Here is a 25,025-nt window from a genome sequence, read left to right as displayed (position 1 = left end):
CCTGTCCTCCCGCGGCTTAGGCTGCGAGCATGATCTGCCGAGCGTGCCGGGCCCGCCGACACGACGATTGCCCGGGCCGGAACTGGTGCGACTGTCAGCACCGTACCGCCGAACCGCCCCCTCCGGTCACCGGTCCGGCCGGCGAATGACCGTCGGAATGCCGATCCGACGGCTCTGGCCCGAGCCGTCCACGCAGCCGCTCGACGACGCCGCGCTGACCGCCCTCTACGGCCGTGCCGACGAGCCCCGGTTGCGCGTCAACTTCGTGGCCAGCCTGGACGGCGCGGTCACCGTGGACGGCTACTCCGCCGGGCTCTCCGGTGAGCCGGACAAGCGGGTGTTCGGTCTGCTACGGATGGTTTGCGACGCCCTGGTGGTGGCCGCCGGTACGCTGCGCCACGAGGGCTACCGGGCGGTCCGGCTCAACGAGAGCCGCCGCGCCTGGCGCCGCGCCAACGGGCTGGCCGAGTACCCCACGCTGGTGGTCGTCTCCGGTTCGCTCGACCTCGATCCGGCGCAGGCCGCCTTCGCCGACGCGCCGACCCGCCCGCTGGTGCTCACCCACGCCGCCGCCGTTCCGCCATCCGGCCTCACCGATGTCGCCGAACTGCTGCGCTGCGGCACCGAACGGGTCGACCTGACCGCCGGTCTCGCCGAGCTACACCGGCGCGGTCTGAGCCAACTGCTCTGCGAGGGCGGCCCACACCTGTTCGGCGCGCTCACCGCCGCCGACCTGGTGGACGAGCTGTGCCTCACCGTCTCGCCGCTGCTCGCCGGGCCCGGCTCCGGCCGGATCACCGCCGGCGACGCCGCACCGCCCCGGCAGTTGCAACTGCGGCACGTCCTCGCCGCGGAGGACGGCGTCCTCCTGCTCCGCCACGCCCGGCGGTGACCGACCGTCGCCAGGCCACACACCTACCGTCGTGAGTGTGACGGCCCATGGTGTCGTCCGCCGCGTCGCGTGGCGACCTGTCGTACTCCTCGGGCAGGATGCAGGGCATGCGCGCCGACCGTGATGCCCGAGCGACCCGAGTCGCCCGATGACCGACGCCCACCTCGACAGCCCTGGCGAGGCGGTCGGGCGGGTGCTGGGCACCGCCGACGCCACCCCGTTGCAGTTCTGGACGGCGGTGGCGCCGGGCAGCTACCTCCAGCTCGACGACGTGGTCGTCACCCGGCGGGAGCTTCCGAACCGGGAGCCGGTGACGATCGCCGGGGTGGTCACCCAGGTCCGTGCTCGGCACGAGGGCGCCCAGTTCGACTCGGACGTGTTCGCCATCGCCGACGGCACACTGCCCGCGCAGGTGCAGGAGGCCGCCGAGATCACCACCACCCGGGTCGACCCCGAGCTGTACGTGCCGCCGACCCCGGGCGCCGTGGTGCACCGGGCCGAGGGCGACGCCCGTGCGCGCGCGCTGCACTTCGACCGGATGGAACGGCGCATCCCGATGGGCATGGGTCGCGACGGCGTCCCGGTCTACCTCAACGCCGACTTCCTCGACGGCAGCCGGGGCGCGCACGTCTCCATCTCCGGCATCTCCGGCGTGGCCACCAAGACCAGCTTCGCCACCTTCCTGCTCTACTCGGTGTTCCGCTCCGGCGTGCTGGGCGGCGACGCGGTCAACGCCAAGGCGCTGATCTTCAACGTCAAGGGCGAGGACCTGCTCTTCCTGGACCACCCCAACACCCGCCTCGACGAGCCCACCCGCGCGGCGTACGCGAAGCTCGGGTTGAGCGCCGGCGCCTTTCCCGACGTGCGGGTGTACGCCCCGCCCCGGGTCGGCGACGCGGCCGGCACCCCGGATGTGAGCAGCCGACTGACCGGGGTGGACTCGTTCTACTGGACGCTGAGCGAGTTCTGCGCCGACCGCCTGCTGCCGTACGTCTTCGCCGACGCCGACGACGAGCGCCAGCAGTACACGATGGTGGTCCACTCAGTGGCCGCGCACCTGGCCCGCTACGCCCAGCCCGCCGACGGTGGGGTGAGCATCGACGGGGTCCGGCTCGGCTCCTACGGCGATCTGGTCGACCACATCGTCGACCAGCTCAACGACGACGAGACCCGCTCCGACTGGGCGGGCAGCGCGGTGGGGCTGGGCACCGTCAACGCGTTCGCCCGACGGTTGATCGGCAGCAAGAAGGACCTCGCCCGGCTGATCCGCGGCGACCTCGCGGCCCGCCGCCCGCACTCGATCAACACGAGCGAGTCGGCGCAGGTCACGGTGGTCGACCTGCACAACCTGCCGGACCGCGCGCAGCGGTTCGTGGTGGGTGTGACGCTCAAGAGCGAGTTCGAGCGCAAGGAGAAGTCCGGCACCGCCAAGCCGCTGCTCTTCGTGGTCCTCGACGAGCTCAACAAGTACGCCCCCCGGGAGGGCTCCTCGCCGATCAAGGAGGTCCTGCTGGACATCGCCGAGCGGGGCCGCTCACTCGGGGTGATCCTGATCGGCGCCCAGCAGACGGCGAGCGAGGTGGAGCGGCGGATCGTCACCAACTCGGCGATCCGGGTGGTCGGCCGGCTCGACCCGGCCGAGGCGTCCCGCCCGGAGTACGGCTTCCTGCCGCCCGCGCAGCGTCAGCGGGCGTTGCTGGCCAAGCCGGGCACCATGTTCGTCAACCAGCCGGACATCCCGGTGCCGCTCTGCCTGGAGTTCCCGTTCCCGGCCTGGGCCACCCGGGTCTCCGAGGCGGGCCGGGCCCCATCGGAGACGCTGCGCTCGATCACCCAGTCCGCCGACCCGTTCGCCGTGGTGGGCTCCGGCGGCGGCACCGACGACGACATCCCGTTCTAGCTGGGGGCTCGCACAGCCATGAAGATCCTGCACACCTCCGACTGGCACGTGGGCAAGGTGCTCAAGGGGCAGTCCCGGGGCGACGAGCACAAGGCCGTGCTGGCCGGCGTGATCGAGATCGCCCGTGCCGAACAGCCGGATCTGGTGATCGTCGCGGGTGACCTCTACGACACCGCCGCGCCCAGCTCGGAGGCGACCCGCCTGGTCACCCGGGCGTTGACCGCGCTGCGGCGCACCGGCGCGGACGTGGTGGCGATCGGCGGCAACCACGACAACGGGCCCGCGCTGGACGCGCTGCGCCCGTGGGCCGACGCCGCCGGCATCTCGCTGCGCGGCGGGGTGCGGGAAAACCCGGACGAGCACATCATCGACGGCACCACCGCCGGTGGCGAACGGTGGCGGCTGGCCGCGCTGCCGTTCCTGTCCCAGCGGTACGCGGTGCGGGCGCTGGAGATGTACGAGCTGACCGCCGCGGAGACCAACCAGACGTACGCCGACCATCTGGGCCGGGTGCTGGGGCGACTGACCGAGGGCTTCACCGAGCCGGACCGGGTGCACCTGGTCACCGCGCATCTCACGGTGACCGGCGCGGCCACCGGTGGCGGCGAGCGCGACGCGCACACCGTGCTGGGCTACGCCGTTCCGGCCACCGTCTTCCCGGCCACCGCGCACTACGTGGCGCTGGGCCACCTGCACCGGGCGCAGCGGGTCGAGGGCCCCTGCCCGGTGCGGTACAGCGGCAGCCCGCTCGCGGTCGACTTCGGTGAGCAGGAGAACGTCCCCTCGGTGACGGTGGTCGAGGTGACCGCCAGCACCGCCGCGCGGGTGCGGGAGGTGCCGGTGACCGCGGCGAGCGCGTTGCGCACGGTGCGGGGCACCCTGGCCCAGCTCGCCGAGATCGAGGCGCCGGACGCCTGGCTGCGGGTGTTCGTGCGGGAGCAACCCCGCGCCGGCCTGCGCGAGGAGGTCCAGGAGCTGCTCCCCCGGGCCCTGGAGATCCGGATCGACCCGGAGCTGTTGGCCGCGCCGGGCAGTGGCGCGCGCATCGCGCAGCGTTCGGGGCGTTCGCCGCGGGAGTTGTTCGCCGACTACCTGGACAGCCGGGGCCACGACGACGAGGGCGTCCGGGAGCTCTTCGACGAGCTCTTCGAGGAGGTCGAGCACTGATGCGTCCGATGCGTTTGGACATGGCCGGGTTCACGGTCTTCCGGGACGAGACCACTGTCGACTTCACCGACGCCGACTTCTTCGCGCTGATCGGCCCGACCGGCTCGGGTAAGTCCACCGTGCTGGACGCGATCTGTTTCGCCCTCTACGGCATGGTGCCCCGCTGGGGCGGTGCCCGAGGGTTGGCGAACGCGCTCGCCCCGTCGGCGACCGAGGCGCGGGTGCGGTTGGTCTTCGAGTCCGGTGGCGCCCGGTACGTGGCGACCCGGGTGGTCCGCCGGGACGGCCGGGGCAACGTCAAGACCGCGAACGCCGGGTTGCAGCTGATGCCGGCCGGCTTCGACGTGACCAAACTGGACACCGGGTTGAGCCCGGACGACCTCGGCGAGGTGGTGGCCGGCACGCCGGCCGAGATGGAGCAGGCGGTGCTGGAGGCCGTCGGGCTGCCGTACGAGCAGTTCACCAGCTGTGTGGTGCTGCCGCAGGGGCAGTTCGCCGACTTCCTGCACGCCAAGCCGGCGACGCGGCAGCAGATCCTGGTCAACCTGTTGGGCCTCGGCGTCTACGAGGACGTACAGAAGAAGGCGACCGCGCGCGCCGCGCAGGCGGAGGCCCGGTTGGAGGCGGTCGACCAGGTGCTCGCCGGGCTGACCGGCGTGGACGACGAGGCGTTGGCCGAGGCCGACGCCCGGGTCGACCGGATGGCCGAGCTGGCGACCGCGGTGGCCGAGGCGGTGCCGGAGCTGGCGGCGGCCCGGGCCACCGCGCGGCAGGCGGCGGCGGCGCTGACCGCCCTGGACGACGAGCTGACCGTGCTGACCGGGGTGCGCGCCCCGGGTGGGGTGGCCGAGGTGGCGCGCGCGGTCACCGCCGCGCGGGCCGAGGCGGAGTCGGCGGCGGCCGGGGTGTCGCTGGCCGAGGAGCGCGAGGACAAGCTGCGCGGTGAGCTGGCCGCCGCCGGTGACGAGAGCGCGCTGCGACTCCAGCTGCGGGCGTACGACGATCGGGACCGGCTGTCCGGGGAGGCCGACACGGTCCGCGCCTCGGTGCGCGCGGCGAACGACGAGCATGTCGCGGCGGTGGCGGCCCTGTCCGCCGCCCGTGTCCAGGCCGAGCGGGCCGACGCCGAGCTGGAGGCGGCCTTCCGGGCGCACGAGGAGGCGAAGGCCACCGACCTGGCGGTGAGCCTGCGGGTGCACCTGCACGCCGGCGCGGCGTGCCCGGTGTGCGAGCAGCCGGTGGCCACGGTGCCGGCGGTGCCGGCCGATTCGGCGGTGGCGGCCGCGACGGCGGCGGGCAAGGCGGCGCGGGCCGCGACCAAGGCCGCGCAGGCGACGGTGCAGCAGCGGGACGCGGCGGCGCGTGAGCTGGAGCGGCTGCTGGTGCAGGCGCGGGCCCGGCAGGAGCACCTGGAGGCCCGGCTGGCCGAGTTGGACGGGCAGCTCTCCGGCGCGGCCGAGCCGGCCGTGCTGCGTCGGGAGTTGGCTGAGCATGCCCGGTTGCGGCGTGCTCTGGAGGAGGCGGCGACGGCGGTCCGGGCTGGTCGCGAGGCCGCCCGCCAGGCTCGGGCCGGGGTGGACGCCGCCGAGGAGCGGCTGCGGGCGGCGTGGCGGGCCTTCGACGTCGCCCGGGACGGGCTGGCCCGGTTCGGTCCGCCGGCGACCGATCGGGACGACGTGGCCGCCGCGTGGGCGGCGCTGACCGGCTGGGCGACGACCGAGGCGGAGCGTCGCCGCGCCGACCGGGCCGGGCGGGCCGCCGCGGTGGCGGAGGCGGAGTCGGTAACCGACGGCGTGCAGCGGGCAATCGCGGGCATCTTCGCCGCCGTCGACGTGCCGGTCGGGGACGACCCGGTGCACGCGGCGACCGTGGCGGTGGAGCGGGCCGACGCCGACCGGCGGCGGCTGCGGGAGCGCCGCGAGCAGGCCGGTGCGCTGCGCGAGCAGCGGGCGGGCCACGAGCGGGAGGCGCAGGTGGCGCGCGCCCTCGCCGGGCACCTGCGGGCCAACAACTTCGAGCGGTGGTTGCTGGCCGAGGCGTTGGACCTGCTGGTCGACGGCGCGTCAGGGATCCTGCGGGAGCTGTCCTCCGGGCAGTACGAGCTGGTGCACGACAAGGGCGAGTTCCTCGTCGTCGACCACCACGACGCGGGGCTGCGGCGGGGTGTGCGCACCCTTTCCGGCGGTGAGACGTTCCAGGCGTCGCTGGCGCTGGCGTTGGCGCTCTCCGAGCAGTTGGCCGGGATGTCCACCACGGCGGCGAGCCTGGAGTCGATCGTCCTGGACGAGGGTTTCGGCACACTCGACGGCGCCACCCTGGACACGGTGGCGGCCACCCTGGAAAACCTGGCCGCCCGGGGCGACCGGATGGTCGGGGTGGTCACCCACGTGTCGGCGTTGGCGGAGCGGATCCCGGTCCGCTTCGAGGTGCGCAAGGATGCCCGGTCCGCGCGCGTGGAGCGGACCGGCCGGTGAGCGCGAGGAGTGCAGCGCAGCGGAGCCCCGCAGTCGCGAACGAAAGGGACCGGCCGGTGAGCGCGAGGAGTGCAGCGCAGCGGAGACCCGCAGTCGCGAACGAAGGGACCGGCCGGTGAGCGACGCCGCGTTCTTCGTCGATTCGTGGGACCCGGCGTACGGGGCGTCGTTCGAGGCGTCTGCCGCCGGGCCGGCGGCGCCGAGCAGCGCGCAGGTCGACGCGGACGTGGAGTTGCCCGCCGTGGACTGGCGGGCGATCGGGGTACGTCCGGGGGTGCGGGCACCCGACGTGGTGTTGCTGGTCGACGGGGTTCGTCGCATCGACGCGAGCATCTGGACGGCCGAGACCGACGGTGGGTCGTTTCCCGGTTTGGCGGCCTCGTACGCGGCCGGGGTGGTCCGGTGCGACCTGGGTCGGGGTGCCGCGCAGCTGGCCGGCACCCGGGTTGGTCGGGGCTTGTTCACCGCGAGCCCGTCGGCGCAGGACGTGGTGGCGGGGGCGATCCGTTACCCGGTGCACCGGGTGGGTGGCACCGGCGAGCTGGCGAAGCTGCCGGCGGCCGTGCAGGGTCCGCTGACCGCGTTGGAGGTGGCGGTGTCCGACGCCGCCCGGGTCGACGGTGACCTGCTGGTGGTGGACGGCCCGTTGCGTAGTCGCCGGCAGTTGCCGCGCACCCTGGGTTACATCAAGACCCAGCACAGTCAGTACCTGGACGCCCGGCTGACCGCGGTGGTGACCGGGATGGCGTCGGGTGAGCGCTCCCCGGTGTTCCGGCTCGGCACCGCCTGGGGTGGTTGGTCGTGGTATTTGCGGTTGCCGGTGGCGATCGGCGCGCCGTGGGCGGGCATCGTCCGGGTGGAGTGTTCCGCCGACCTGCCCGTCGAGGCGGCGATCGAGCTGGCCGACCTGTCGCTGGTCACCCTGCCGCGCTTCGCGTCCACCCCGTACAAGGATCCGCGGGCCCCGCAGAACCTGATTCCGATCGCCGGTCTGGAGCGCCGCTTGCGGGCGCTGCTCGGCGATTCCCGGCTGCTGCACCGGGCGTTGACCGCCGCGGCCCGCGCGGCCCGATGAGTGCGGAAACTGGTTCCGGTGGGGCGTAAACGGGCGGGTGACCGGGTGGCCGAGCAGGTGGACACCGGGCTGGCCGAGCTGGTTCCGGATCCCGACCGGGCCGGCTCGTGGACGCTGCTGCTGGACGGCGCGCCGCAGTCGCACGTCGACCTGACCGACCCCACCCACCTGGAGTTCGAGTACGTGCGGCGGCTCGCCGCCGCCGTGGACCTGATCGCACCGGCCGGCGCGCCGCTGCGGGTGCTGCATCTGGGCGGTGGCGCCCTGACCCTGCCCCGGTACGTGTCCGCCACCCGACCCGGGTCGACCCAGCGGGTGTCCGAGGTGGACGGCGCCCTGGTCGAGTTGGTGCGTCGGGTGTTGCCGTGGCCGTCCGACGCCCGGCTGCGGGTCCGGGTGCAGGACGCGCGGGCGGTGCTGGCGTCCACCCGGGAGGGCAGCTACGACGTGGTGGTGGCGGACGTGTTCGCCGGTGCGCGTACCCCGGCTCACCTCACCTCGGTGGAGTACGCCGCAGAGGTCGCGAGGGTGCTCCGCCCCGCCGGTTGGTACCTGGCGAACCTGGCCGACGGCCCGCCGCTGCGGCACGCCCGTGGGCAGGTCGCCACGGTCCGCTCGGTGTTGCCGCAGGCATGTCTGGTCGCCGACGCGGCGGTGCTGCGTGGGCGTCGGTACGGCAATCTGGTGCTGGTCGCCGGGCGCTGCACCCCACCGGTGCCGGAGTTGAGCCGGCGCGCTGCCGGCGACTGGTTTCCCGGGCGGGTGGTGGCCGGCGACGAGTTGGACCGCTTCGCCGGCGGCGCGCAGCTCGTTCGGGACGCCGACGCGACCGGCTCCGATCCGCCGCCGCCGGGGCTGTTCTCGGTCCGCCGCTGACCGTCCACTGGACGGCGGCGCAGAAATTTTTCCGCCGTTCGTTGATCCGCTGGGACCGCGGTTGCGTACCACCGGGCGGCCCACCTCGTGGGTCGGCGTTGGTCACGGACATCCCGGAGGTCTGCATGCACGCGGTGGCGGCCGGCTGGCATGGCGACGCGGTACGCGCGGACTGGTTGTCGGCGCGACCCTCGTCACGGTCAACCTCGTCTGCCCGGGGGGTCGACGCGCACGCGACGTCTCGCCAGAATGGTCCGGTGACGCCGCGACCGGCGCCCGGGCGCCATCAGGCGACGTCAACCGAGGCCAGCCACTCCGACCAGTTGATCCGTCAGCTCTACGCCGAGCACGCCGGTCCGTTGCTGATGTTCGTCATGCGCCTCACCGGGGGGGACCGGCAGCGTGCGGAGGACATCGTCCAGGAGACGCTGTTGCGGGCCTGGCGCAACGCGCACCGCCTGGGCACGCAGGGGCAGGGCTCGTTGCGGCCGTGGCTGGTCACGGTGGCCCGCCGCATCGCCATCGACGAGCACCGCAGCCAGGAGGCCCGGCCACCGGAGACGTACGACCGGGACCTCACCGCGTTCGCCGAGGCGGACAGCACCGACCGGGTGCTGCGCACCATGACGGTGGCGGACGCGCTGCGTACGCTCAGTCAGTCGCACCGGGAGATTCTGATCTCGACGTACTTTCGGGGGCGGACGGTGCCGGAGGCGGCCGAGGAGTTGGGGCTACCCCTGGGCACCGCCAAGTCGAGGGTCTACTACGCGCTGCGCGCGCTGCGCACGGCTCTGCAGGAGCGGGGGGTGACAGAATGAGCCGGCCGGACCACATGGACGTCGCGGCGTACGCGCTCGGTGTGCTCGACGAGCAGGACACCGAGCGGTTCGAGGAGCATCTCGCCACCTGCTGGGCGTGCGCGGCCGAGTTGGAGACGATGGTGCCGGTGGTCGGGCTGCTCTCCGACATCGACGGCGAGACGATGATGGCGCTGGAGCAGACCGCGACCGACCCGGCCCTGCTGGACCGGACGCTCGGCGCGGTCCGGGCCGACCGGCGGCGTACCCGGTTTCGTCAGATGCTCGCGACGGCCGCCGCGGTGGTGGTCTTCGGCGGGTTGACCGGGTACGGGTTCGTCAGCGTGACCGGCAACGAGCAGCCGCCGGGGGTGCTCGCCGAGTCGACGCCGAGCGCGCCGAACGATCCGCCGACGAACGGGCCGACGGCCGCGCCGAGCGGCCCGGGTGTGGGCGGCACCGAGGAGGAGGGCGACCAGGTCGAGGCGACCGACCCGACCACCGGTGTGCAGACCACCATGTTCCTGGTGACGAAGGACTACGGCACCAGGATCAATTTCATCCTGCGAAAGCTGCCCGGCCCACGCACCTGCCGACTGGTGGTGGTACGAAAGAACGCCAGCACCGAGGTCATCTCGACCTGGTTGGTGCCGGATGGTGGCTACGGCACCAACACCCGGCCGCAGGGTCTCGAACTGAGCGCCTCGACGTCGGCCCTGCCAGCTGACATCAAGCAGCTTCAGGTGCAGTCGGTGGACGGGAACGGCGTGGCGAGTCCGCTGGTCACGGTGCCCATCTAGGCACACCTACCGCATCGGCGTCGGTCATTTCACAATGGCCGGCGCCGATCTGTCGTTGTAAGCCGGATGCCCTCGCGGGGGCGTACGCGCCAGGGCCCGAAACGGTTCAATCAATTCAGGTGAAATTGACCACTGTTACTACTTCAACCTTGACAGCCTGCCCGCCGTACCTATGGGTGAACTGTCAAGAATGAGGAGGGCACGTGGCACAGATGAAGCGGACCGTCATCGTCGCGAGCGCGATGGTCGCACTAACGGCCTGCGCTCCCGCGGGTTACGACGGGGCGAACTCGAGCGCGGCCGAGCCGGTCGCCGTCGCCGCGGCCGAGCCCACCGCGACGGTTGAACCCGAGGCTTCGGCATCCGCGGAGGCGCCGGCCGCCGACGCCCCGCCCGCGGACGTCGATCTGACCGAGAAGTTGGTCGGCAAGAGCGTCGCCCGGATGGGCAAGGTGGTCACCGACCAGGACGGCTGGATCCTGTACCGCTTCGACAAGGACACCGCCGACCCGCCGTCGTCGAACTGCGTCGACAAGTGCGCCGAGGTGTGGCCCCCGGCACTGACCGACGGCAACCCGCAGCTCACCGGCGTCTCCGACGACAAGGTCGGCAGCGTGACCCGACAGGACGGCACCCGTCAGCTCACCGTCGGCGGCTGGCCGGTCTACCGCTACATCGGCGACAAGAAGCCCGGCCAGTGGAAGGGCCAGGCTGTCGGTGGCACCTGGTTCGTGGTCCAGCCGGACGGCAAGAAGAACCTGAGCTGCCTGCCCAAGGGCACGCCGAAGGCGGTCGCGCCCCCGGCGGACAGCGGCTCCAGCGACGCCGGAGGCTCGGGCTACTCGTACTGAGCCCGCTCGCCACGAGCACGGTGGTCGGTCGTCGCCGGGGAGGGCGCGGCCGGCCACCGTCGTGCCCGGGGTGCCGGGGCCCACTCTGACCTGGCACAGTAGCGGGGTGACCGAGACCGGACCCACCGCGACCAGGGTGCTGCACCCCCCGGTCGGCTACCGGCTGGCCGCGTCGGTCCGCGCGCTCACCTTCAGCCCGTACGACCCGTGCGCGCGGGTGGCCGCCGGCACGTTCTGGTGGGCCACCCGCACCCCGGACGGTCCGGCCACCCTCGCGCTGCGGCCCACCGGCGGCGAGTTGCTCGCGGAGGGCTACGGGCCGGGCGCCGAGCACGTGCTGGCCCGCGCCGACGCGATCGCGGGGCTGCGCGACGATCTGGCCGGCTTCGACGAGCTGGCCGCCGCGCACCCACTCGTCGCCCGGCTGGCCCGCGAGCACCGTGGGCTACGGATCCCCGCCACCGGGCAGGTCTTCCCCCGACTGCTGCGCGCGGTCTTCGAACAGAAGGTCACCGGCAAGGAGGCATACCGGGCGTACGCGGCGACCGTGCGGCACTTCCGGGAGCCGGCGCCCGGCCCGCTTCAGCCGCTGCTCCTGCCGCCTGAGGCCGCCGCGGTGGCCGCGACCCCGTACTGGGTGTTCCACCCGTTCGGGGTGGAGCAGCGGCGGGCCGACACGCTCCGTCGCGCCGCGGCGCTCGCCGACCGCCTGGAGCGTTGCGTCGACGCCACCGAGGCCACCCGCCAGCTGACCGCGATCCCCGGCATCGGGCCGTGGACGGCCGCCGAGGTGGTCCGGTTCGCGTACGGGGACCCTGATGCGGTGAGCGTCGGCGACTACCACATCCCGAACACGGTGGCCTGGGCTCTGGCCGGCGAGCCGCGGGGCGACGACGCCCGGATGCTGACCCTGCTGGAGCCGTTCCGAGGTCACCGGGGTCGGGTGTGCCTGCTGTTGGAGGCGGCCGGCATCCGGGCGCCCAAGTACGGCCCGCGCGCCCCGATCCGCTCGTTCGCCCGATTCTGAGTCTCTTCGGCCTCGGGTCGCCCGGCGACGGCGATTGCGGCTGTGGTGTGCTGCCCGGATGAACGCCGAGGCGAGCATCGTCCCGGCCGGTGTCGTGGACGCCGGCGAGATCCTCACCGTGCAGCGGGCCGCGTACCTGAGCGAGGCGCAGCACTACACCGATCCGTTCCTGCCTCCGCTGACCGAGACGTTGGACGAGGTCGTGACGGTGCTGGCCGGCCCGACCATCGTGCTCGCCGCCCGGTTGGGGCACCGGCTGGTCGGCTCGGTACGGGCCCACCTGGACGGGGACACCGCGCACGTCGGTCGCCTGTCGGTCGTCCCGGACCAGCAGGGGCGGGGCGTCGGGGCGCAGTTGCTCACCGCCATCGAGCGGGCCTGCGCCGGCAGGGTGGCCCGGTTCACCCTGTTCACCGGCGCGGACAGCGCGCGCAACCTGCGGTTTTACCAGCGGCACGGCTACCGGATCGTGGCGCACCGCCCCGACCCGAACGGCATCTCGTTGGCGGTGTTGGAGAAGCCGGGCGTCAGCCCCGCTCGCAGCGACGCCTGAGTCCGTCGGCCTCCATCCGCACGTACCGGCGCAGCAGCCGGCCGTACAGCCAGCCGATCGGTCCGGCCAGCGGGCCGGACTGGTCGATGGCCAACTCGACGCGGGTACGCCCGTCGGGCAGCGGCAGCAGGCGGTGCTCTCCCGCGGTCCGCACACCCGGCGCGTCGGAGACCCAGACGAACTCCCGTCGGTCGGTCAACTCGGTGACCCGCCACACCGCCGGCCGCAGTTTCGGCTGGGTCAGTCGCGCGGTCGCGCCGACGGCGAGCGGCCCCGGCTCGCCCCGCTCGGCGTGTGACACCGAGGCCGTCCACTCCGGCCAGCGCGGCACGTCCACAAGCACGGCCCAGATTTGCTCGGCGTCCGCAGCGATCTCGGTGTCGGCCTCGAACCGCATGGTGTCCCCTCCCCGGCTGCGCCGCCCGGCACCGCCACGGGTGCAGACGAGGCCGCCGGGAGCATTGTGACACCGGCGCTCGATCCCGGCCGCCCTCCACAAGGGAGGCCGGCTCGGCGGGTCAGGCGGCCTCGTGCAGGTCGGCCAGGGTCAGCGGGGTACGCCGACGCAGCAGCTCCTCCAGCTCCGCCACCGAGCCGACCTCGCCGAGCACGTTCCGGCCGCCGCCGAACCGCTCGGGGTAGCGGCGGGTCAGCCGGAAGCGGTAGCGGCCCCGGATCAGCTCGACGCTCACCCGCCACCGCCCGCAGCAGTCACAGACCCACTCGGACACCTCGCGAAAGTAGCTCTGACCTGGGGTTATGTGATTCGCCCGGTCGGGACGAGCGACGCGGGACCGGACACGCCGCCCGGCCAGCCACGGTGATCTGCCTCACGACTGTCGGCACCGTCTGATTGACTGGGCGGCGTGGACCTGCCGATCAATCCGCCCGTCGAGCCGATGCTGGCCAAGAGTGTCTCCAAACTGCCCACCACCCCCGGGGTGACCTACGAGCCCAAGTGGGACGGGTTCCGGTGCATCGTGTTCCGCGACGGTGACGAGGTCGAGTTGGCCAGCCGGGGCGGCAAGTCGATGACCCGCTACTTCCCCGAGGTGGTCGAGCAGGCCCGTCGGCAGCTGCCGCAGCGGTGCGCGGTCGACGGGGAGCTGATCGTGATCCGGCGGGACGGGCCGTCCGGCCAGCCGCGCCTGGATTTCGAGCTGCTGGCCCAGCGCATCCACCCGGCGGCGTCGCGGGTGAAGCTGCTCGCCGAGACCACGCCCGCCGACTTCGTCGCGTTCGACCTGCTGGCCATCGGTGACGAGGCGCTGCTCGACCAGCCGTACCCGCTCCGCCGGGAGCGGCTGGTCCAGGCGCTGGCCGACGTTCGTCCGCCGGTGCACGTCACCCAGGTGACCACCGACCCGGAGACCGCACGCCGCTGGTTCGACGTCTTCGAGGGCGCGGGGCTGGACGGCTTGATCGTCAAGCCGGCCGACCTGCCGTACGAGCCGGGCAAACGGCTGATGTTCAAGGTCAAGCACGCCCGCACCGCGGACGCGGTGGTGGCCGGCTTCCGCTGGCACAAGTCCGGCCCGGTGGTGGGGTCGCTGCTGCTCGGTCTCTACGACGACGCCGGGGTCCTGCACCACGTGGGCGTGAGCGCGTCGTTCAGCATGGCCCGCCGCACCGAGTTGCTCGACGAGTTGGCGCCCTACCGGGACACCGGCGGCGAGCACCCGTGGGTGCATGGCGACCACGAGCGCGGCCAACGCATTCCCGGCGGGGTGAGCCGGTGGACCGGCACGAAGAACCTGGAATGGGAGCCGCTGCGCCCGGAGCTGGTGGTCGAGGTGGGCTACGACGCGATGGAGGGCGAGCGGTTCCGGCACACCGCCCAGTTCGTGCGGTGGCGCCCGGACCGCGACCCCCGATCCTGCCGCTACGACCAGCTCGACCGGCCGATCCGCTTCGACGTCGATCAGGTGCTGCGCGGCGACCCGGCGACCACCGTGGACCGGGCCGCCGCCGACCCGGCGTAGCCTGGCCGTCGACCCGATCCCGGAGGACCACGTGACCCGCACCGTCGACCAGCCTCGGAAGGCGGCCCTGCGCCGGGTCCGTCGCACTCTGGCCGCCTTCGGCGTCGCCGCGCTACTCACCGCCGGCTGCACGCTGCCCGCGTTCGCTCCCCGCACCGAGGTTCAGGGTGAGGCCGCCCCGACCGGCAGCGCACCGACCTGGCGGCCCTGCCCGGAGGTGGCCGACGACCTGGTCGGGCGGGGCGCACCGGACATGCGCTACGAGTGCGCCCGGATCGCGGTTCCCCGCGACTGGGGCACCGGCGGTGGGGCGAGCGCCGGCCCGGGCGCCGGGCAGACCTTCGAGATCGCCCTGCTGCGTGCGCGGTCCAGCAAGCAGCGCGACCGGGTGGGCTCGCTGGTGGTCAACCCGGGCGGGCCGGGCGGCTCCGGCGTCGACACCGCCGTCTACCTCTCCTTCGGCCCGCAGTTCGGCGGGCTGCCCGCCTCGATCACCGAGCGGTTCGACATCGTCGGCTTCGATCCGCGCGGGGTGTCCCGGTCCAGCCCGGTGAAGTGCATCTCCGACGCCGACCTGGACGCCAGCTTCGGCTACGACCCGGACCCGGCGAGCCAGTCGGCGTTCGACGGCTTCGTCGGCCTCAGCCAGCGCATCGGGCGCGGCTGCGGCGACCGGTACGGCGACCAGTTGCCGCTGTACGGCACCGAGCAGGCCGCCCGCGACATGGACGCCGTCCGCGCCGCTGTGGGCGACGACAAGCTCACCTACATCGGCTACTCGTACGGCACCCTGCTCGGCGCCACGTACGCCCAGCTCTACCCGCAGCGGGTGCGGGCGCTGGTCCTCGACGGCGCGGTCGACCCGCAGCAGCGGCTGGTCGAGGGCTCGGAGAGCCAGGCTCGCGGCTTCGAACGGGCCTTCACCAACTTCACCCGCTGGTGCGCGGCGAACGCCGGCCGCTGCCCGATCGCCCCGGACGCGCGCGCCGCGGTCACCTCGGCCATCGACAAGGCCAGGGTCTCCCCGGTACGCGGCGCGGACGGTCGGCAGGCCACCGCCGGTTGGGTGTTCTACGCGGTCATCTCGTCGCTCTACACCGAGTCCGGCTGGCAGGAGCTGGCCCAGGCGATCGACCGGCTGGCCGAGGGCGACCCGAAGGACGTGTTCCGGCTCGCCGACGCGTACGCCGGCCGGGCGGACGACGGGCACTACTCGAATCTGTTCGACGCCAATCTGGCCGTCAACTGCGCCGACGAGACGGAGAAGCCGAGCCGGGAGCAGATCCGGCAGTTGCAGTCGGAGTGGCGGGGGAAATACCCGCTGTTCGGGCCGGCGCTGGCGGTCGGCATGCTGAGCTGCGTCGAGTGGCCGGGCGGGCGTGACCCGTACCCGACCGGCAAGGCGAACGGCGCGCCACCCATCGTGGTGGTCGGCACCACCGGCGACCCGGCGACACCGTACGAGCAGACCCCGCGGCTCGCGTCGATGCTTGGCGTCGGTCGGGTGCTCACCTGGGAGGGCGAGGGGCACACCGCCTACCCGCAGACGTCCTGCATCACCAACGCGGTCGACGCCTACCTGCTCGACCTGACCGTGCCACCGGACGGGAAGCGCTGTCCGGCCCGGTGACCGGCTGGCTCGGCGGCAGCGGGGGCAGATCGATCCCCTGCCGGGCGGCCAATTCCTCCAGCAGCACGCGCATCCGGCGCACGTCGGCCTTGAGCTGCTCCTGCTCCTCATGCTCGAAGGCATCGTCGTCGACGATGAGCCGGCTCGCGAAGTGCGCGGTGATCAGCGGGATGACCAGCAGCACCATGGTCGAGATGAGCAGCGCGGCAAGCGTTCGACCCGCCCAGGTGGTCGGCGAGATGTCGCCGTAACCGACGGTGGAGGCGGTCACCACCGCCCACCAGACGGCGTCGGCCGGGCTGCGCTGCTCGACCTCCCCGTAGATGACCCCCGCCACCACGATCATCAACAGGTACGAGGTGATCAGCGTGCGGGGCGAGTTCGCGAACCACACCAACGCCCGATACGTCCACCGGAACGGCAGCAGCACTAGCTCCATGCCGCCCCATGCTGCCCGTCGCCCGCAAGCGGCGACACCCATCCGCCGGTTTCGCTGTGCCAGGATCACCGGCATGACCGACGTGACCTACCGGGAAGCGGTCCGGGCCGACCTGCCCGCCGTCATCGCCCTGCTCGCCGACGACGTCCTCGGCAAGGCCCGGGACTTCACCGAGGTCGACGAGGCGTACGAGAAGGCGTTCGCGGACATCACCGCCGACCCGCGCAACCAACTGATCGTGGCCGAGCAGGCCGGTGAGTTGGTCGGCTGCCTCCAGATCACCTACATTCCCGGCCTGGGTCGGCACGGCAGCGAACGGTCCCTGATCGAGTCGGTCCGGGTCCGCTCGGACCGGCGTGGCCAGGGGCTGGGCCGGGACCTGATGAACTGGGCCATCGACCAGGCACGTGCGCGCGGCTGTGCCCTGGTGCAGCTGACCACGGACAAGACCCGCGCGGACGCGCACCGCTTCTACCTGAACCTTGGCTTCGTGGCCAGCCACCAGGGCATGAAGCTCGCGCTCTGACCCACCGCCACTGCGCGTCGTGTCTCGGACCCCGGCAGCTACTCGGCACCTGTAGAGCTGCCCCGTTGCTGGGGCAGCAAGCCACGCTTCGGACGCAGCGAGCCACGTTCCCGGGGGGCCGCGAGCCACGCTTCGGAGGCAGCGAACCACCCTCCCGGGGGGCCGCGAGTCCCGTCGACGGCCCGCACGAGCGACCGGCACCGGGTCCACCCCCTGCCCCAAATTTGGGGCAGCTCTACAGGAGGCGAACGACCACAGTCAGCCGTCGCTGACCGAACCCGCCGCCCGCAGCGCGGCCCACCGCGCGCGGACCGCAGCGCGCGGACCGCAGCGCGCAGACCGCAGCGCGCGGACCGCAGCGCGCGGACCACGCCGACGAGCAGTGGGTCAGCCGTCGACCAGGCGACCGTCGCGCAGGACGAGCACCCGGTCGGCGAGGTCGATCAGGGCCGGGTCGTGGGTGGCCACCAGGGCCGTCATGCCGCGCGCGTGCACCACCGCGCGTAGCAGGTCCATGATGGATCGGCCGGTCTCCGAGTCGAGCTGGCCGGTCGGCTCGTCGGCGATGAGCAGGTCCGGCTCGTTGGCCAACGCGCGGGCCACCGCGACCCGCTGCTGCTGACCACCGGACAGCTCGTACGGGCGCTGGGCCGCGTGTCCGCCCAGGCCGACAAGCTCCAGCAGCACCGCGACCCGCTCCTCCCGCTGCGCGGCAGGCACCTGCGCCAGCCGCAACGGCACGCCGACGTTCTCGGCGGCGGAGAGGATCGGCACCAGCCCGAAGGTCTGGAACACGAACCCGACCGTGCCCCGGCGTAGCCGCAGCAGCTCCGCCTCGCCGGCCGAGGTCACCTCGTGGCCGGCCACCACCACCTGACCGCTGTCCGGCCGGTCCAGCCCGCCGATCATGTTCAGCAGCGTGGTCTTGCCCGCCCCGGACCGACCCCGGATGGCGACCAGCTCACCACGGTCGGCCGTGAACGAGACGTCCCGCACCGCGTGCACGGCGTGCTCGCCCCGGCCGAAGGTCCGGTTGACGCCACTGACCCGGACCACCTGGCCGGGGTGCGTCATGGCCGCACCGCCGAGCCCGGCCGCGCCGGTCACCACCATGTCCCGACGGCTCATGCCCGTGCCCCCCGCTCGTCCGACGCCCGGTCGCCGGGCCGTACCTGTACATGGTCCGGCTCCAGGTCGAGCCGAACCCGCTCCTTCAGCGAGAGCGCGTCGACGAACGCCGCCGGTAGCTGCATCCGCCCGTTCCGGTCCAGCACCGCGTACTCCTCACTGACCAGCTCGGTGTTGCCGTCCGCGCCGATCCGGGCGGTCCGGCGTACCTCGGAGGCGGTCCGGCCGTCGCGGATCGCGACGGTCCGACGGACCTGCGTGGCCACGGCGTGGTCGTGGGTGACGACCACGATGGTCACGCCCAGCTCGGCGTTGATGGTGCGCAGCGCCGCGAAGACCTCCGCGCCGGTCGCCTCGTCCAGCTCACCGGTCGGCTCGTCGGCGAAGAGCACCTCCGGGTCGTTGGCCACCGCCACCGCCACCGCGACCCGCTGCTGTTCGCCGCCGCTGAGTTGCCCCGGCCGCCGGTCGGCGCAGTAGCCGACGCCGACCAGGTCGAGTAGTTCCCGGGCCCGTTCACGGCGGGCCCTGCGGCCACGCCCGCCGGCCAACTGCATCGGCAACTCGACGTTCTCCAGCGCGTTGAGGTAGGGCAGCAGGTTGCGGCCGGTCTGCTGCCAGACGAACCCGACCAGCTTCCGCCGGTAGCTCAGCCGCCGCTTGGCGGAGAGCGAGAGCAGGTCGTAGTCGGCTACCCGGGCGATACCGGCGGTCGGCGTGTCCAGGCCGGAGAGGATGTTGAGCAGGGTCGACTTGCCCGAGCCGGAGGCCCCGACGATCGCCACCAGCTCCCCCCGGTCGATGACCAGGTCGAGCCCCTGCAGGGCAACCACCTCCACCCCCTCGGTCTTGAAGATGCGCACCAGGCCGTCGCAGACGATGTGCCCGCGCAGGCGGTCCTGCCCGCCGGCCCGCTCGGCGGCGCGTTGCGCGGCCCGCTGTTGCAGGGCGGCCAGATCAGGCACCAGTGGAGTCTGGGCGGTAGCGGTCATCTCAGCTCTCCTCTCCGAGCCGCAGCACCTCACCGAGGCGCAACCGGCGGTTGTTCAGGGCCTCGACGGCGACCGCGAAGCCGAGGGCGACCGCCCCGAGCGCGAGCACCGCAGCGACCAGGCTGGGCTCGAACGCCACCCGCACCGGCACACCACTGGTGAACGCGGACAGGCCGAGCACCGGGTTGAGCAGCAGGGGCAGCACCGCGCCGACGAGCGCGCCGGTCAGCACCGACACCGCGACCAGCGGGGTCAACTCGACCAGCAGCAGCCCGCGCCACTGCCGGCGGGACAGGCCGAGGGTGCGCAGCCGGGACAGCACCTGGCCCCGGGCACGCGCGCCGGCCAGCACGGTGAACGCGATGGCCAACAGTCCGAGCACGGAGCCGCCGACGGCCCCGGCCACGAACCCGAAGGCCAGCACCCCGTTCGCCCCGCCCTCGCCGAGATTCCGGCGAACGTCCGCCCGGGTGTCGACGGTGACGCCGAGCGGCCGTTCCCGACCGACGATCGTTCCGTTGCGCTGGTAGCGCTCCTGCCCCTGGTCCCCGGCGACGCGGAGCGCCTGCGCGTCCAGCGAGTCACCGGCGACCAGCAGGCTGGTCGGCACCGGTGTGGTGGTGCGCGTCGGCAGAGCCTGCCAGGGCAGGATGACGAACCGGCCGGCGTTGGCCGGCAACAGCGGGAAACCTTCCTCGGTGCCGGCCACCCGGAACTCGTACCGCTGGCCCTGCACCGGGATGAAGGCGGAGCCGTCCAGCCCGGCCTTGGCCAGGTCGGCGGCGACCGCCGGGGAGACGATCGCCGGCAGCGGCCCCGGGCCGGGCCGGGCGGCGAGCAGCGCGGCCGGCACCGGCAGGTCCACCTCGGACTCCCGGGCCACCGCGTCCAGCCCCGAGCCGTCGATGAGCAGCACGTCCGTCTGCGCGACCCGGGCGTCGGTGCCCAACTCGTCCGCCGCCAGCCGCTCGTCGGTCTCGTACAGCACCCGCGTGACGGCGCGAACCCCCGGCAGGCGGCCCAGCTCCTCGACGGTGTCGGGCGCGAAACGCTCGCCACGGATCACCGCGTCGGCGGGCACGATCTGGGCGGCGGCCCGTTCCCGGCTCGCGTCGACGCCAGCTGCCACGACCGCGCAGAACGCCGCGGTGCCGATCGCCAGCACCACCACGACTAGCGGAGCGGCGACCGCCGCGCGACCGGCGCGAGCCGTGCCGAGGAAGGCGACGCTGCCCCGGGTCCGCGCGGCCAGCCGGCTGAGCAGCAACAACGGCCAGGGGTACGCGCGCAACGCGAGCACCGCCGCCGCGATCGCCAGGAGCACGGGCACCGACACGAGCAGCGGGTCCACCTCGCCGAGGGTCAGGCCACGTCGGCGCAGCAGCGCCGCGGCGAGCACGGCCAGCAGCAGCAGGGACACCTCGACGGTGAGCCGACGGGCCGACGGGCGCACCCGGACCAGGTCACGGCGCGCCGCCGCCCCGGCCGGCACCGCAAGCGTCGCCACCGGCAGTGCCAGCGTGACCAGCACGGCCGCCCCGATGACGTACGGCGTGATCGGGTCCGGCGAGCCGGGGAACAGGGTGCCGAGCCACCAGCCCACCACGGCGGCTACCGGTACCACCAGCACCGACTCGGCGAGGCTGCGCCGGGCGCCGGCCGTGGCCGCGCCCCCTCGGGCGCGCAACAGCACGAACTCTGCCCGACGTCGTCGGGTGGCGAGACCGGCCGCGAGCACGATGAGCCCCGCCAGGGTGGCCAGTACGCCGGCCGCGATCACCGCGAGCAGGGTTCGGGCGGCGTCGATCTGGGCGGCGAAGGCGCGCAGCGGGACGTCGACGCCCAGCGTCACGCTGAGGTCCGGCGGCCTCTCGCGTTGCAGCTTCTGCAATCCGTCGATCATCTGGTCCAGCTGCCGTGCGTCGATGGTGTCGACGCCGAGCCGGTACCGCCAGGTGGTCTGGATCGGCCAGCCCGCCGCGGCCCGTTTGTTGAACGGCGACTGCGCGACAACACCGACGATGATGAACGGCTCGCCGTCGCCCAGCGGTTCGGTGACCCGCAGCAGCGCCGGCAACCCGTCCCAGATGCCGTTCGCGCGATCGTTCGGGCGGAACAACCCCACCACCAGCAGCGGGGCGTCGTCGGACAGGGCGCCGTTCTGATCGGCGTTGCCGATGCGCAGTTGACTACCGGCACGCAGGTTGAGCTTGCCGGCCACGTCCACGTCGAGCGCCACCTCGATCGGCCGGCCGGGAACGTACGTCTCGCTCGGCCACGCTCCCTCGACCAGGGTGCTGGCGCTCTGAACGTCGGGCACGGCGCGCAGGCCCAGGTCGACCAGCAGGTTGCGGGCCGCAAGGTCCGGCCCGACCACGCGGGCCGGCGGGTTCTCCACCGTGTACCACCGCTCGGTCACCGCCGAGCGCACCTGCGGCGGCATCTCGGTGGCCAGGGTGTTGAACCGCTCGATGGCGCTGCCCGTCGCCGTGTTCTTCGACGTCGCGCCCACCACGCTGGTGCTGTACGAGATGTCCCGGCGGGCGGCCGGCTCGCTGCTCAGTTGCGCCCGCAGCCCCTGTTCGGCGAGTCGGTTGACCAGCCGGGGCACTCCACTGATCAGCAGCGTGACCACCAGGGTCAGCACCGCCAGCAGCAGGAACTGCCCCCCGTACGCCCGGACCCGCCGGACGGCCGCCCCGACGCTCATCGTTCTCCCCCGATTCGCAGCTGCACCGCCGCCACCCGCTGACGGATGCCGGTGGCGATGAACGCGCTGAAGGCGAGCGCCGCCAGCAGCAGACCGACCGCGGTCAGGCCGATCGGCGCCCAGGGCAACACGAACGTCGCCGGGGGAACCGGGCGGCCGGCGGCCGGGGTGAGGATGACCAGCGGGGCCATGGTCGCGCCGACCGCGGCGCCCAGTAACAACCCGACGCCCACGCCGATGCCGGCGAGGAAGCTCTGTTCGGCCAGCAGCGCCCGGGCCATCAGCCGGGGCGTGGCGCCGAGGGTGTGCAGCACCGCGAACTCGCCGAGCCGGCGCCGGCCGGTCGCCCACACGTCCACCATCAGGCCGACGAGGGCGAGCAGCACCGCGCCGAACGCGGCGGCGAGCATTCCGGTACGCGCGCCGCGCCAGTACGGATCGTCGGCGGCTGCCTCGATCGCCGCCGCGCGGTCGAGCACGGTGACCCCGGGCAGTTCGCCGGCCGCACGGGCGGCGGCCGTCGCGTCGGCGGCGCCGACCCACCATTCCGGTACGGGTCGCACCGTTCCGTCCGCCCGGATCAGCGCGTCGACCGCGGCGGGCAGGTCCAGCAACACGCCGGCCCCGGTGGTGGTCGGCACCGCGTCCAGCTCACCGACCAGGCGGACCGGCACTGTCGCCCCGGAGAGCGTGAGGTCGACGGTGTCGCCGACGCTCAGGCTCAGCGCCTCGCGCACCTCGGGGGTCATCAGCACCGGTACGGGGGTGCTGGTCCCGCCGGGCACGATGGAGAACCGGGTGGGCGGCTGATACGCGAACTGACCGCCGGGGATCACCTCCACGGCGTGGACCGCGGCGAACCCGCCCCCGGTGGTCCGCACCGGCGTGGGCTTCTCGCCGGGGGCCGTCATCACCCAGTCGCCGCTCAGCTCGGCGGGCCGGGCCGTGCCGTCGGCGTTGACCACCGTCAACCCGTCCAGCTGGAATCGGTAGGCGTTGCCGGCGGCCAACCCGCCGTCGGCTTCGAACCCGGCCAACCGCAGCCGCGTCCCGCCCAGGTCGGGCAGTCGCACGGTGAACCGGGTGGCCCGGCCGTCACCGTCGGCGTCGGCCGCCGGCAGCCGCAGGGCGAGCCCGTCGGAGGTGGTGACCAGCAGCGTCACCGCGACCCGCAGTTGCCGGGCGGCGCTGCTCACCGGGGTGCGGACCGTGCCGGTGACGGCACGTGCCCCGGCGGGCAGTTCGACACCCGCGGGAGCCCCACGCGCATCGAGCATGCGCTGGTACTGCTCCGACGCCGCACCGTCGCCGAGGCGGTCGGCGAGTCGCACGACGCCGGGGGCGCTGGCCGGGTCCACGCCGATCACGGTCACCGGCAGGTCCGCCCGGCCGACCCGCACCTCGTCCCGCCACGCCGGCAGCACCCGGCTGACGCCCGACAGCGCGGCGAGCTGACCGGCCCGGGTCGGCGGGGCGGCACCGCCGCGTTCGGTCACCCGAAGGTCGGCGCCGACCGTGTGCCCGGCCTGCTCGACCTGGGACCGCTCCCCCGTGCTGATCAGGGACCAGGCCAGGGTGCTGCCACCGACGGCGAGGGCGAGCAGCAGGACCGGGCCGGCGTGTGGACGCCGACCGGCCTGCCACATGCCGAACATGGTGGCGGTCCAGGGGCGTCGGTCGACGAACCGCTCCGCGAACCGGGTGAGCGGCGGGAGCACCCGCAGCGCCAGCACGGCACCGGCCAGCACGCCAAGCGTCGGGGCGGCGACGAGCAGCGGGTCGAGCCCGAGCCGGCCGTTCGAGCCGGCCAGCGGTGAGGCGTACCGGCGTAGCTGCACCCAGGCGAGCACGGCGAGTGCCAGCAGAACCAGGTCGACGCTGGCGCGTTGCACGCTCGCCGCCCGGTTGGGCCGGGATCGGGCCGCCATGTCGGCGACGTACGTGCCGGCGCCGCGCAGCGTCGGAAGGACCATGGCGACGAGGCAACCGGCGGCGGTGGCCGCCGCCGCCGCCCAGACCAGGGTGGTGTTACCGCCGGCGGTGGCGAGGTCGCTCGACCCGCCGGGTCGGACGTACCGCAGTGCCTCAGCGGCGATCAGCGGCCCGAGCACGGCGGCCGGGGCGACCACCAGGGTCGCCTCCCGGGCCGCCAGGCCGGCCAACTGCCGACGGGCGGCGCCGCGGGCGCGCAGGAGCGCGGTCTGCGGGCGGCGGTCCTCGTGCAGCAGCGCGGCGACCAGCACCAGCGCGTACCCACCGAGCACCAGGATGAGCAGCAGCGGGGTGGCCAGCGAGGAGCGACCCACCAGGTCGGCGCGGGCGATCCGGTCCAGCAACCGCTCCATCTTGGTCACCGTCTGCCCGGAACTGCCCAGTTGGGCGGCCTCGGGCACGGCCGAGGCCGCCTCGGTGAGAGCCTTCCGAACGGCGGGCAGGTCGGCGGTGTCGACGCCGCCGAGGTCCGGCTGGGCCAGCCAGGACGCGGACACCGTGCCCGGGAAGGTGGTCGCGAAGTCGGCCGGGTCGAGCGTGAACGGCCCGTACGAGGTGCCGGAGCCGACGCTGCCCGTCCCCACACCGGGCGCCAGCAACCAGTACGCGTCGGTCGGGTCGCGGGGCCGCCAGGTGCCGGCGAGTACCAGCTCCCCGCGCCGTTCGGTGGCCCGGTCACGCACCGGGACGCGGTCTCCGACGGTCAGGCCCAGCGTGCCGGCGACCCGCTCGGGCAGGCTCACCTGGACGGGGTTCGCCCCGGGGTGGGGCCAGGCGCCGCTGGTCAGCTCGACGTGGCCGGCCAGGTCGTCGAGTGTGGCCAGGCTCGCGAAGACCGGTTCGTCGTCCGGACGCGGGACCTGTCCGAGGTCGCCGGTCAACTCCCGACCGGTGCCGTAACGGGCGGCGACGACACTGACCGGGGCACCGCCGAGCCCGTTGGCGAACTCGGCCCGGACCGCCCTGTCGCGGCTGGCGAACTCGGCCGCGTCCCGCCCTCCCGAGCCGCTGACCAGGAGACCGCGTTCCTCGGCTGGCGAGGCGGCGACCAGGGCGCGCTGCCCGGCGTCCACCGCCCGACAGTTGTAGTCGGATAGGCCGGTGACCAACGCGACGGCGACGAGGGCAGCGACCACCGCGGCGACCAGCAACCCCCGCGCCTCGCGGGCCCGCCTCCACACCAGCTTCATCCGACGCCTCCCCTGGCCCTGGCG

At 73.7% G+C, this 25,025-nt stretch carries 21 protein-coding genes; 14 read left to right on the top strand and 7 right to left on the bottom strand.

Annotated elements, in window-relative coordinates; translation table 11 throughout:
- Positions 1 to 145 precede the first annotated feature (145 nt).
- From AB0J33_RS11965 to AB0J33_RS11915, 11 genes are all read left to right on the top strand, one after another.
- The gene (locus AB0J33_RS11965) at positions 146 to 892 is read left to right on the top strand and encodes a pyrimidine reductase family protein (protein WP_363612549.1); all 747 of its coding nucleotides are present in this window, start codon (positions 146 to 148) and stop codon (positions 890 to 892) included.
- 148 nt (positions 893 to 1,040) lie between these two features.
- The gene (locus AB0J33_RS11960) at positions 1,041 to 2,792 is read left to right on the top strand and encodes an ATP-binding protein (protein ID WP_363612547.1); all 1,752 of its coding nucleotides are present in this window, start codon (positions 1,041 to 1,043) and stop codon (positions 2,790 to 2,792) included.
- Between the two features lie 18 nt (positions 2,793 to 2,810).
- Positions 2,811 to 3,959 (top strand): exonuclease SbcCD subunit D, encoded by a 1,149-nt coding sequence (locus AB0J33_RS11955; RefSeq protein ID WP_363612544.1) that lies wholly within the window; start codon positions 2,811 to 2,813, stop codon positions 3,957 to 3,959.
- Positions 3,959 to 6,433 carry an SMC family ATPase gene (locus tag AB0J33_RS11950; protein WP_363612542.1) on the top strand — a complete coding sequence of 825 codons (2,475 nt, stop codon included), beginning with the start codon at positions 3,959 to 3,961 and terminating at the stop codon, positions 6,431 to 6,433. The genes AB0J33_RS11955 and AB0J33_RS11950 overlap by 1 nt, the downstream gene beginning before the upstream one ends.
- A 115-nt stretch (positions 6,434 to 6,548) precedes the next feature.
- Positions 6,549 to 7,508: a hypothetical protein gene (locus AB0J33_RS11945; protein WP_363612540.1), complete on the top strand. Its 960-nt coding sequence runs from the start codon at positions 6,549 to 6,551 to the stop codon at positions 7,506 to 7,508.
- A gap of 18 nt (positions 7,509 to 7,526) precedes the next feature.
- Positions 7,527 to 8,384 (top strand): fused MFS/spermidine synthase, encoded by an 858-nt coding sequence (locus tag AB0J33_RS11940; RefSeq protein WP_363612538.1) that lies wholly within the window; start codon positions 7,527 to 7,529, stop codon positions 8,382 to 8,384.
- Positions 8,385 to 8,509: 125 nt separating this feature from the next.
- On the top strand, positions 8,510 to 9,202 hold the full coding sequence (locus tag AB0J33_RS11935; RefSeq protein ID WP_363613190.1) for a sigma-70 family RNA polymerase sigma factor: 693 nt from the start codon (positions 8,510 to 8,512) through the stop codon (positions 9,200 to 9,202).
- Positions 9,199 to 9,981, top strand: coding sequence for a zf-HC2 domain-containing protein (locus tag AB0J33_RS11930; protein WP_363612536.1), 783 nt, complete (start codon positions 9,199 to 9,201; stop codon positions 9,979 to 9,981). The genes AB0J33_RS11935 and AB0J33_RS11930 overlap by 4 nt, the downstream gene beginning before the upstream one ends.
- Before the next feature lie 203 nt (positions 9,982 to 10,184).
- Positions 10,185 to 10,832, top strand: a complete 648-nt coding sequence (locus AB0J33_RS11925) for a hypothetical protein (protein ID WP_363612534.1) — start codon at positions 10,185 to 10,187, stop codon at positions 10,830 to 10,832.
- Between the two features lie 106 nt (positions 10,833 to 10,938).
- Entirely contained in the window at positions 10,939 to 11,859 is a 921-nt protein-coding gene (locus AB0J33_RS11920; RefSeq protein ID WP_363612532.1) for a DNA-3-methyladenine glycosylase 2 family protein, read from the top strand.
- 58 nt (positions 11,860 to 11,917) lie between these two features.
- Complete coding sequence (locus tag AB0J33_RS11915; RefSeq protein ID WP_363612530.1) at positions 11,918 to 12,412, top strand: GNAT family N-acetyltransferase; 495 nt, start codon at positions 11,918 to 11,920, stop codon at positions 12,410 to 12,412.
- Here the strand turns inward: AB0J33_RS11915 and AB0J33_RS11910 are convergent.
- Entirely contained in the window at positions 12,387 to 12,809 is a 423-nt protein-coding gene (locus tag AB0J33_RS11910; protein WP_363612528.1) for an SRPBCC family protein, read from the bottom strand. The two genes, AB0J33_RS11915 and AB0J33_RS11910, sit on opposite strands and share 26 nt — an antisense overlap.
- A 121-nt stretch (positions 12,810 to 12,930) precedes the next feature.
- Positions 12,931 to 13,143, bottom strand: coding sequence for a hypothetical protein (locus AB0J33_RS11905; RefSeq protein WP_363612526.1), 213 nt, complete (start codon positions 13,141 to 13,143; stop codon positions 12,931 to 12,933).
- 135 nt (positions 13,144 to 13,278) lie between these two features.
- Between AB0J33_RS11905 and AB0J33_RS11900 the strand changes: the two genes are divergently transcribed.
- Together AB0J33_RS11900 and AB0J33_RS11895 are read left to right on the top strand one after the other, a co-directional pair.
- Positions 13,279 to 14,394: an ATP-dependent DNA ligase gene (locus tag AB0J33_RS11900; protein ID WP_363612524.1), complete on the top strand. Its 1,116-nt coding sequence runs from the start codon at positions 13,279 to 13,281 to the stop codon at positions 14,392 to 14,394.
- 67 nt (positions 14,395 to 14,461) lie between these two features.
- Complete coding sequence (locus AB0J33_RS11895) at positions 14,462 to 16,024, top strand: alpha/beta hydrolase (RefSeq protein WP_363613188.1); 1,563 nt, start codon at positions 14,462 to 14,464, stop codon at positions 16,022 to 16,024.
- Here AB0J33_RS11895 and AB0J33_RS11890 read toward each other — a convergent pair.
- Entirely contained in the window at positions 15,951 to 16,463 is a 513-nt protein-coding gene (locus AB0J33_RS11890) for a potassium channel family protein (RefSeq protein ID WP_363612522.1), read from the bottom strand. The genes AB0J33_RS11895 and AB0J33_RS11890 overlap by 74 nt on opposite strands.
- Positions 16,464 to 16,536: 73 nt before the next feature.
- Between AB0J33_RS11890 and AB0J33_RS11885 the strand changes: the two genes are divergently transcribed.
- The gene (locus tag AB0J33_RS11885; protein WP_363612520.1) at positions 16,537 to 16,989 is read left to right on the top strand and encodes a GNAT family N-acetyltransferase; all 453 of its coding nucleotides are present in this window, start codon (positions 16,537 to 16,539) and stop codon (positions 16,987 to 16,989) included.
- A gap of 387 nt (positions 16,990 to 17,376) precedes the next feature.
- On the opposite strand, the gene AB0J33_RS11880 is transcribed toward AB0J33_RS11885, so the two are convergent.
- From AB0J33_RS11880 to AB0J33_RS11865, 4 genes are read right to left on the bottom strand one after another with little or no spacing between them, the layout of a single operon-like run.
- Positions 17,377 to 18,063, bottom strand: a complete 687-nt coding sequence (locus AB0J33_RS11880; protein WP_363613186.1) for an ABC transporter ATP-binding protein — start codon at positions 18,061 to 18,063, stop codon at positions 17,377 to 17,379.
- A gap of 50 nt (positions 18,064 to 18,113) precedes the next feature.
- Positions 18,114 to 19,109, bottom strand: coding sequence for an ABC transporter ATP-binding protein (locus AB0J33_RS11875; protein ID WP_363612518.1), 996 nt, complete (start codon positions 19,107 to 19,109; stop codon positions 18,114 to 18,116).
- A 1-nt stretch (position 19,110) separates the two neighbouring features.
- Positions 19,111 to 21,819 (bottom strand): FtsX-like permease family protein, encoded by a 2,709-nt coding sequence (locus tag AB0J33_RS11870; RefSeq protein WP_363612516.1) that lies wholly within the window; start codon positions 21,817 to 21,819, stop codon positions 19,111 to 19,113.
- Positions 21,816 to 25,001 carry an ABC transporter permease gene (locus AB0J33_RS11865; protein ID WP_363612514.1) on the bottom strand — a complete coding sequence of 1,062 codons (3,186 nt, stop codon included), beginning with the start codon at positions 24,999 to 25,001 and terminating at the stop codon, positions 21,816 to 21,818. The genes AB0J33_RS11870 and AB0J33_RS11865 overlap by 4 nt, the downstream gene beginning before the upstream one ends.
- Positions 25,002 to 25,025: the final 24 nt, after the last annotated feature.

It is taken from the genome of Micromonospora sp. NPDC049645 (assembly GCF_040675155.1).
Classification (GTDB): Bacteria; Actinomycetota; Actinomycetes; order Mycobacteriales; family Micromonosporaceae; genus Micromonospora.
Note: the sequence above shows the minus strand (reverse complement) of the source record. Positions and strands in the feature narration are given on the sequence as shown.